2 protein-coding genes are annotated in these 9,573 nt (G+C 40.3%); one reads left to right on the forward strand and one right to left on the reverse strand.

Annotated features, from left to right (window positions below):
• Nucleotides 1–106: 106 nt before the first annotated feature.
• Nucleotides 107–7,294: a Tc toxin subunit A-related protein gene (locus C6H66_RS12985; RefSeq protein ID WP_105395815.1), complete on the reverse strand. Its 7,188-nt coding sequence runs from the start codon at nucleotides 7,292–7,294 to the stop codon at nucleotides 107–109.
• Between the two features lie 720 nt (nucleotides 7,295–8,014).
• Here C6H66_RS12985 and C6H66_RS12990 point away from each other — a divergent pair.
• On the forward strand, nucleotides 8,015–9,573 hold a 1,559-nt coding region (locus tag C6H66_RS12990), incomplete at its 3' end, for a lipase family protein (protein WP_105395816.1).

Here is a 9,573-nt window from a genome sequence, read left to right on the forward strand (position 1 = left end):
TTTTACATAATAGGGATAATTTTTCTATTCAGGTACTTGAAATAACATTGGCATGTAAGATGAATTTTAATAACAGGTCCTGATTAGGACCTGTTACGGGTGATAGTTATTCGAGAATAGTGTAACGAATGTGCAGAATAATATCGTTCAGCATCTGTAATATTGATTTTTGTTTACTGGTGGCATTGGGGAAGCTTAGCGTAAATGTTCCCTTGTCATTAATATCGATCCCTTCAAACGGCAGGAATTTGCCATCGTTAAAGTCGAGTTGGAACTGACCGTTGTCATTCAGGCCGTGGGAGACCGCCAAGGCTTTGCAACCTTTAGCTAATCCAGCGGCGCCGCCACCATAAGACAGAACTGCCTGTACATCTTGATATGGTCCTAGCAGTGCCGGTAAGGAGACGCTAATTTGTTTAATACGGCGTGTTTTACCTAACTGCATCTCTTCCGGGTAGTCATCTTTGAGTTTCAGATCTTGCAGGGTTAGCGTCGCGGATAGCGTATTGTTGGTTAATTTCAATTGATTGCCGTCGTTACCGGCGGAAGTCTCTTTACCTCCTTGTAGTAACGCTTCAATTTTATCTTTTAATGCAAAGCTTTTTTCCCCTAAGGATTGGTACACCTGCGCCAGAGAAACCGTGCGTTCCACTTCCAGTGCTCGTTGTTCTTGTTTCAGGTGCGCGTCTTCCATTTGTGCCAGATTCAACATTAAGGTTTCTCCGGCGAGCAAGCCGGCATAGGTTCCCTGCCAGGCTCCCGGTTTAATAAAGCGTGCGGAGTTATCATTAGTTTCCCAACGGTAAGCTTGTTCCGCCATTAAACAACGGGCGACGACTAAATCGTAAAATTGGAAGTAAATGGCTGCTAACCGACCACGTAACCAATTATACAGCGCTTGATTGCTGAATTTTCGTTGCAGGAAGGCTAGTTGCGCTTGAGTTTGTTCCTGTTGAGTTTTTAGGCTGGTTTTCTGTAATACCGCCGCTTCACGGCGTACCGTTAGTGATTTAAGTTGAGCATCGATTTGTTTCATCTCTGCGTCGGCATTATTACGCTGGATTTCCCACTCTTGACGGCGACGGCGCCATATTTCAGATTGCGAGACTTTCTCCGCTTCAATTAACAAACCTTCTGCGGCGATACCGCCACCAATAGCAATAGCATTGGCAATCGCCCCAAAGCGCGTTCCCCCGACGGCAAAGCCGTAGATATTGGGCACCATCTCCAGTGCGGCGGCAGCCATGTGCAAGCCTTTCAATCCTGAGGTAATACTTTGGGAAGCTATTCGCATATCCAGAGCTTGACGCTCACCGGCGTTGACATCTTCGTCGTATAATTTGCTGTAGTTATCAAAGCGCGATTTTGCTCCGGCTTTGGATTTTTCCAGCACGGTTTTTTCAGCATCTATTTCTTCAAGGGTTTTGTTTTGAATGCTGAGCGTCGTCAGCATCAGCTCTTTGGCTTGATTTTGCAGCAGAGCATTTAAGGCTTCGGCATCTTGGCGTTCAATAATATTTTGCAACGTGGAGCCGAACTGTATTAGCTGAGTGACCATACTACGGGCATTTTCCAACATATGCGGGAAGCGCCACAGTGACATAAATGACTCTGGTAGTTTGCCCCCACTTTGAGAAGTGGCAACGGCGGCGCTGAGTAACGCTTTCGGATCGGTTGGTGTGGCATAAATCGGCAGGTGGAGCGGTTGACCATCGATAGAGAGATTGTGACGTAAGTTATACAGACGCAGTTCCAGTTTGTTCCAGTAGCTCAACATGACATCGTTGATTTGTGGTAAGAAAAGATCAGTCAAGGTGTTAGCGGAGCGCAATAATGATGATGGTGTTTGCGTGCTTTGCCGTAGAGAGGTTATTGCGTAGGCGTGTGCTTTTTGTGTGGTAGTGGCTGCGGCATTGTCCAGACGTGGATTATTCCATGCGGAACTCAGTGGCAGATAAGGTTTGTTACCGAGCAGGTGTAGTGCCTGCATATACCACATTTTGGCTTCGTTCAGCGTATCCCGCTCCAGTTGGCGATAGGCGTGATCGCCACGAGCCATTAGCAGATCGAGAGTGCGCATAAAAGTGGCTACTTTGTAGTGCATTGGATCGTGCTGTGCCACTGCGTCAGGATCAACGGAATCCAAAGGATCGCTGTTCCAACTGGTATTTTCTAGTAACGGGCGCACATTCCAGCGATAGTTTTTAATTTGACCATGAATAATATAGCCAGATGGGCTCCAGACATATTTAAGCCAACGGTTGGCTTCATCAAAGTTTTGTTCATGTAGCAAACGTTGAGCAACCAGCATCGGGGTATAGTAGAACAGTTCCCAGAAGTAGAGACTATTAGCGCCGCTAAAGTCCATTGGTTCCGCATAATGGGATAGAATAGAAACATCAAAGAAGCCTTTATATTTTTTAACTCCTTTTCTTTCGCCTGATTGAGTCATTGCTGAGTCATAATCGGCATCATTAATCAGAGTAAATTTCTGTTGAGTGTCATTGAAATAGAAGAATGCGGGTTCCCAGTTGCCTTGATAGAATATTTTCTTGTATTCAACCCCTAATCTAACACCTTCATTGGTATAAGATTGTTTATCATAAGGAACAAAAAGAACGACACTGGTTTCGGTGTTTATTAATACCCATTGGTAATATGGCCGCATTGCAGTATCACCATCAATATTCCCTATATGAATTTTAAACCAGCACTCATTGCCATGTGTGTTTTGATCGTATTTAGGAAGAGTGAATTTAACAAAGAATCCTTTTCCTAACGATGGTTCCTGAATATTCTGAGTTTCCATACTTAGAATTGTGTCAATACCGGTAGTGACGCGTTCAACTAATTGGCGAGCAAATAGCGTATTAAGACGAATACGATAAGCTCCCCATTGCATATATTGAGCGCCATTTTCATTATGAAAAAGAGTTAGCGCGTTATCGGTTTTAACCTTTCGGGTAACTGGGATACTGAAACTTTCATAACCTAGTTTTCTCCCATCCTCTGCCAATGCGATAAAAGTGACATCAATATTGGCTGAGTTATTAATAAATTTCAAATTAGAACCCTCTATTTCGAGAGTATTAAATTGGTAACACATTTCTTCAAAACTGGATGATGGCTGAACGGAGACATCTTTATTCGCTGTAAGAGAGTATTCTTTGCCAGCTTTAATTGTGACTTTAACCTTTTCAGGAGAAATTATTGTGTTGATATTTATTGATTCCCCAACATCGGTGGAAATACCACCTGCTTTATCCTCCATATAGAAATATTGTTTAAATAAAGATTCGTCATCAGACGTATCAATATAGCCATAGTTGCTATTGGTATTTTCTGAGTATAACTCTTTTTTAATCGTGGGAAGAAAGGCTTTTACCTTGTCAGTTGTATTATCTCGAAAAAATAATAATCTGCCTTTATTATTATTGGTGACATTTCCACGATATTGATAAACAGGATAGATGAGCTTTTTATTTGATGCCCAATGCGTATTGACATTCAGAAATGGATAAATAATAAACTTATCACCTGGTTTACCATATTTTTTTATCAGATCGCATTGAATACGTTCTCGTCCTTCTTTTCCATCATGAATTATTCTTAACTTTGGTGAAATATAGACTTTTAAATCACTTGATGCAACTTCATAGTTGATAACTATATTACCGCCATATACTTGGCTGAGATTATACTCCCCCCAATCATGGCTATTGCTATGATTGATCAATGAAGGAATTTCATAATCCTCTGCATAGCGGTTATTTATTCTTATAACGCTATTAGTATCGAAATGTGTATAACCGTTATTTCGATAAGAGTCACATTGTTCATTGGTCATATCTTTGGAAGACATATCAGAGAAAATATATAATCCTAGAGTTTCATTGTCCTTATTATCCGCTTTATAATCATCCAATTTATCTTTTTTGCTATAAAACATCACCAGCAAGGTATCTTCCCCTTGATAACCTGAGCAATAGAGTCCGGTAGCTTGAGATTTTGTCAGTTTTAAAGCTAGTATTTTTTCATTTACATCAAAAGTGATTGGCACATTCCAGGTACCATCATAACGAATATGAGCCAATTTTAATTCATAGTGATAGTCAGTAATGACTTTATTATCCTCCTTTTGTTTAGCTGTTTCCTTTTGTTCTAACCAAATTAGATATAAGCGGGATTTGTAGATAACTGGTCGAATGGTGCTTTGGTAGGGATTAATTGCGCAGTCAATTTTGTGCCATTCACTCCAGGCATTAGCAGAGAATTTACCGTCGTTGAATTTACTGTGATCGACGCTGCGCCAATAATACTGATTAACTTCTGTTTTGCTATGTCCAATAAAGTAGGTCAGCCCTTGGTCATTATTAACATTGTCATGATAAGCACTAATGACTTCCAAATTAGCGACTTGTTCAAACGAGGTCAGGTAAGATTTAAATGCATCTTCTACCGTATCGGCATTTAATTGGCTCTGGCTGACGGATTGCAATAGCGTATCCATCATTTTCGTTTGTCCGATACGCATCGTCGGATCGATATAATTTTCGGGATAGTAAACTAATTGTGAAACGCCAGCCCAAGTGCTGTAACGTTTATTATATTTATCCCAATCGATAAAAAATTGACGGGTTATAACATCAGAAACGGCATGGGTTTCTACATTTTCCAGCGCCCGGTTGACGTACAATTGGATACTGGCGATGGCTTCGGCAATACGTGTAGTTTTTATTTCAGCGGAAACTTGATTATCAATCAGTAAATATTGGTATAGATCGTCACGGCTTTTAATTGATGCTGCCCGGTTAGCAATCTTGCCAATATAATAGTTGCTTAATGCGGTACTGCGAGATTCTTCCAGAAATGCGTGTAGAGTATTAGTTTGCTGGCTGTCTAGCCCGGCAGTTAATGCCATAGCTGCGTTTTCCCATTGGGAATAAGTCGGCGTTTTTTGAGCCGATTTTATATAATCTAATGCTATCAGAGGGCAAATACCTTGTGGGGAGATATTTAAATTACTGGCTATATTGGTCCATTGCAGAATAATATCGATGGATTGCCAATTGGAGAATGTATTTTCTTTAGTAACCTGCTCATAATTTTGTGCCTGAATACTGGCTTGTTCCAGTAAATTAGCATCAAGATTCATGGCGTTAGCTAATTGTTCTGCGGTTAAGGTTTTATTTTCAAAAGCAGTTAGAATAGGGGAGGCTTTTTCACCTAGAGAATTAACCCAATTGGCAAAGCGGGTTAGGGTGATTAATGTTGGTGCATTATGGGCTGGTGTCGCTTTATTTGGTTCATCAGGGATGCCAAAAATAGTTGGCTTTTCGATAAATAGACGGAACGCGTTTTCATTAATGCCGGAAGAACGATAAATCATTGTCAATTGTGCCAGACAGTGGCAGTACTGGATAATTTGCTCCTGCATTTCTGGCGGTTTTGATAATTCTAAAATTCCCCTATTTTGTAACCAGATCCAAAATTTTTCTGCTGTTATTTTATCTTCGCTTGGTTTTATCTTATCAGCCCAGAGAAGAATAGAATGTGCAATATTTTCAGATGGTAATTGTAGAGCTGCCGCAATATAAGGTGCTATGGCAGCCAGAAGATCTGTTTTCTCTTTATCAAAATTCTGCAAACCATTGTAGACCGTGTTTAGTAGGTTTTGAATTTCAGGCGTTAGCGTTTTGTCATAGTTGGTAGTAGTCATTAAAAATAACTGATAAACACTCCACTTTTGTGTATGCAGCCAACTGCTTAGGGTATCGAGTTTATTTATGAGTTTCTCAAGCTCTTTATCATCAATGTCATATAAATTTATCTTATCTTCATCGATAGTCATCAGTAATAAATAGAGTTCATCAATCGTTAATTGGTGAATATCTGCCAGTAATTTAGTCATATAAAGATTGGAAAGATTTTTTATATTATTAACAATTTTTCCATCGGTATTGTTATGATTGGCAATATGGAGCAAACGATAAAGAGAAATATCATCGACATTAAAAGCACGTTTAAGTACTGCTTTGTGCCAGTTATCGGCACTGTTCAAACTTAAGTCAATATCGATATTTCCAGTAGTAAAATATTGCCCGTTGAGTGGCGGGGTATTAAATAGGCGATCAAATTGACTAGGTTGATTACTATAGGAATATTGTGAAATGGAATCATTACATAGTATTAAGGCAGTTTCCGTATCAATATTGTATTTCTGCATATAATATTTAACTAGAAATATTTTCCCTAATACTGTTGGGGTAATGTTCTGTTCTGGAATAATTTCATCTAACTTTAAAAGCGGCAGATTCACGGCTTGTGATAATAAAAAAATTTTATTGATTTTTAGTAAATGTACTTTCTGAGTATTCAGTTCATTATTGGGATATTTACGAATAAATTGGCTGAGCTCTTCATCACTAAGATTATAATAACTTTTCAGATATTCCGGCATTGCCAGCCAGGCAGGATCTATTTCGCCAAAGTTCTGTTTATAAATTTCCTCTGCGTTAGCTTCGGTAATCTCTTCCGTCAGAATATTAAACAGTTCTGGTGAGATAGAGTTATTAATTCCTAATAATGAAGCTTGATGCATTAATCCGGCGACCGCCGGTGATTTCTGAAATTGTTCAAGTTTCGGATCTTGTAATTGGATAGCTTTACGTACATTTTCATAAGCGTCATGATAAGGTATTGTACCGGAAGGACGGAAAGTGGATAACATTTCCATCACTTTAGTATCGTTGTCCAGATTAGTCTGATTAGCTTTAATCCCTTTCAACAAAATTTCATTGGATAGAGAAAGAGTGGAAAGCTCGGTATCCATATTTTGCTGATTGAGCGTCATTGATTGGAGATCTGGGCGGCGTTCATCCAGATGATAAACGGAGTCGCCGGCATGTAAATTACGTGCTTCACGATAGAGTTCAGTTAAATAAGCCGCGGGGGAGAACATAGAAGAAACCGAACCCGGCGCCACATATTGGCTGGCTCGGCCACCGAATTCATTATTATAGCCTCGCAATTCAGCATGAGGGAGGGTAATACCGAGGTGCACTGCATTTTGCAACTGCGGGTTAGCGCGTTTAAGAATATGTGCTTCATATAATTGATTCTCTTTTTGTTCCTGTTGTGCATCACGATATAAGCGGTTGGTCTCTGACCAGGAGAGATGATCAGAGACTTGCTGACGGAATTCATTAAAAGAATAGTGGCAAATATCTGTCAGACAATTAATACCATATTGGCTTTGTAATACATCAGGTATCTCTTTCACGTATGAGTTCATGTTTATTCCTTTTAAATCATAAGGTAAATGAAACATCCGTGTGATCTCTGTATCATCAATACAATAAGAGAGTGATTCCGTTCTACAGGAAGATGAGGGTAATCACTATGTCACTGTTTTCTTGAAATAGCTGTTGCAAAAAAAGCAGCCGAAAAATTTGCAATTGTTTTTTGCTCAAAACTGGATGTGGAAAATCAGTAAAGGCCAGATTTTTTTATATATCGTGGATTGCTTCTTTTGACAATGGGGTATTTTGGTCATTGCACCCGCCATTATATTTACAATAACTTAATCTTTTTTTGAATTTGTAACACTTTGTTACAAAATCTACTTTTTGTAAATTTAAAAAAATGAAAATTTTTCTTGCTATTTGGTGCTGGTTTAATAATCATAACTTGAGTTCCGTCATATGGACAATATGACGGAACTTTCAACTCCTGTTCCCTTATTCAAAGGGATTAATCGATGGGGATACATTTCGTCTTCCTGTCGTTCAACTTGCTATTACTCACGGTATAAGCGGTGTTTCTTATCTGTGGTAATAGGATTTTTACTATCTTGTTTCTTTGGTGACGCAATCAATCACGGCTATTCCTGACAGGACATTGATGCTGATGAAGGTGATTGATAGCCGGGCGGGGAAATCTTGTGAGACTTTCAACGCATGACGTGGGGTCTGCGTGCTTACATATGTAACGTTAAAAGAAGGAAGTAAAACTAATGGGTATATCAGATCCACGCTTGTGTCTTGATTGTAAACGGTTTTTGAAAAACTGGGTGGAATTTCAGCTGGTGGATGAACAGGGAAAACCGCTGGTCAACATGCCTTATCGCCTGATCAGTCGCGGAACCCCAGGTTATGTACGCCAGGGGACAACCGACGGTTTCGGTGTGCTCAGAGAAGAGGATCTGTTGCCTCATCCGGTAACGTTGTATATCAGCGCCCAACCACTGGCCGACGAAATGGAGCAGCGTCCGTTGCGAGAAATACGCGGTGAAGAGGCTTCGGTAGTAAAACCGAAAGCGGAAGCCGAAGGCTATCAATATCGCTATGTGACTATCGGGCAGATTAGTGATGGGTTGCCGGTGATTAAAGATTGGAAAGATTCTAAAGATATTCCACCTCCCTATCACTTCCCTGACCCGGAACCAAAAGGTTATCAGGTTCATCCGTTAAATCGCCGGTATGTGCTAGAAATATGTCCTTTTCGAGCCTGGGTTTTACTGCTACATCATCAGAAGGAGTATTCCATTGTGAATGCTTATAACCAGTGCTTGATGAGCGTACTGGCCTATGCTGATGGGGATGTCGATGTTGAAGGTTCTGTACTTCACTTTTTTAACCGGCAAATGGTGGATGTCTCGAAGCTGCCTTATCAGGTGGAAAAAGCATCGGCGACTCCTGTAGTGTGTGATGTGCCATTTAGTGAACGTTATACCCGGGTAGAGTTTATTGATTCACAAGCAGGGAACAATAAGCAGGGTGATACCAAACTGTTTTATGCTGCCAGTAAGAAAGATATGATTATTAGTTGGCGGGGAACCGTTAGCCTGGATAATTACCTGACTGATGCCACTTTCCAGCCATTGGCTTTAAGTTGCGCTGATGAAAAAGCGTTGTGCAGCGAGTTTATTCATCATGGTAAAGTGCATAAAGGGTTTTGGGAGGCATTCAGTCTAGTTGGGAAACTAACAGTTCCGAGTGAAGAAACTAAAGTTACAACAGTATTCAGCGATATCTCAGATTTAGTTAAAAACAAACTGTTATTTATTTGTGGTCATAGTCTCGGAGGCGCGCTGGCATTATTGCATAGCGCACAACTGAAAGAACATAATCCTTGTCTCTACAGTTATGGGATGCCGCGAACATTAACTCGCAGTGCGGTAGAAGAATTGTCTTCTATTATCCACTATCGTCATGTTAATGAAGATGATGTCATCCCTGCTGTGCCATTTGAGCAGGATATGGATAATGTGTTTTTCAATTATTGGGCGCCGGCGGGGTACGACTGGGCAGTGATGAAGTTGTTATCGCCGTCACCGATTATTCAGGCAATTAAACAGGCGACAGCCAGTAAAGAAATCTATTTGCATCATGGTAAAGTTGTCCATTTTTTTCAAGCCAACAGTTGCCCGGAATGGCTGATTTCCGCCCGGAATGCCTCTCTTATAACGGGTGTTGCTGAAAGAATATTGGATAACACCACAAAACTCTACTTAATTCCTGAGTTAAATCAGGAAACAGAAAAGGATTTTTCGCTGGCCGGTGAGCGGCAGAA

The sequence above is a fragment of the Photorhabdus hindustanensis genome (assembly GCF_002968995.1).
GTDB lineage: Bacteria > Pseudomonadota > Gammaproteobacteria > Enterobacterales > Enterobacteriaceae > Photorhabdus > Photorhabdus akhurstii.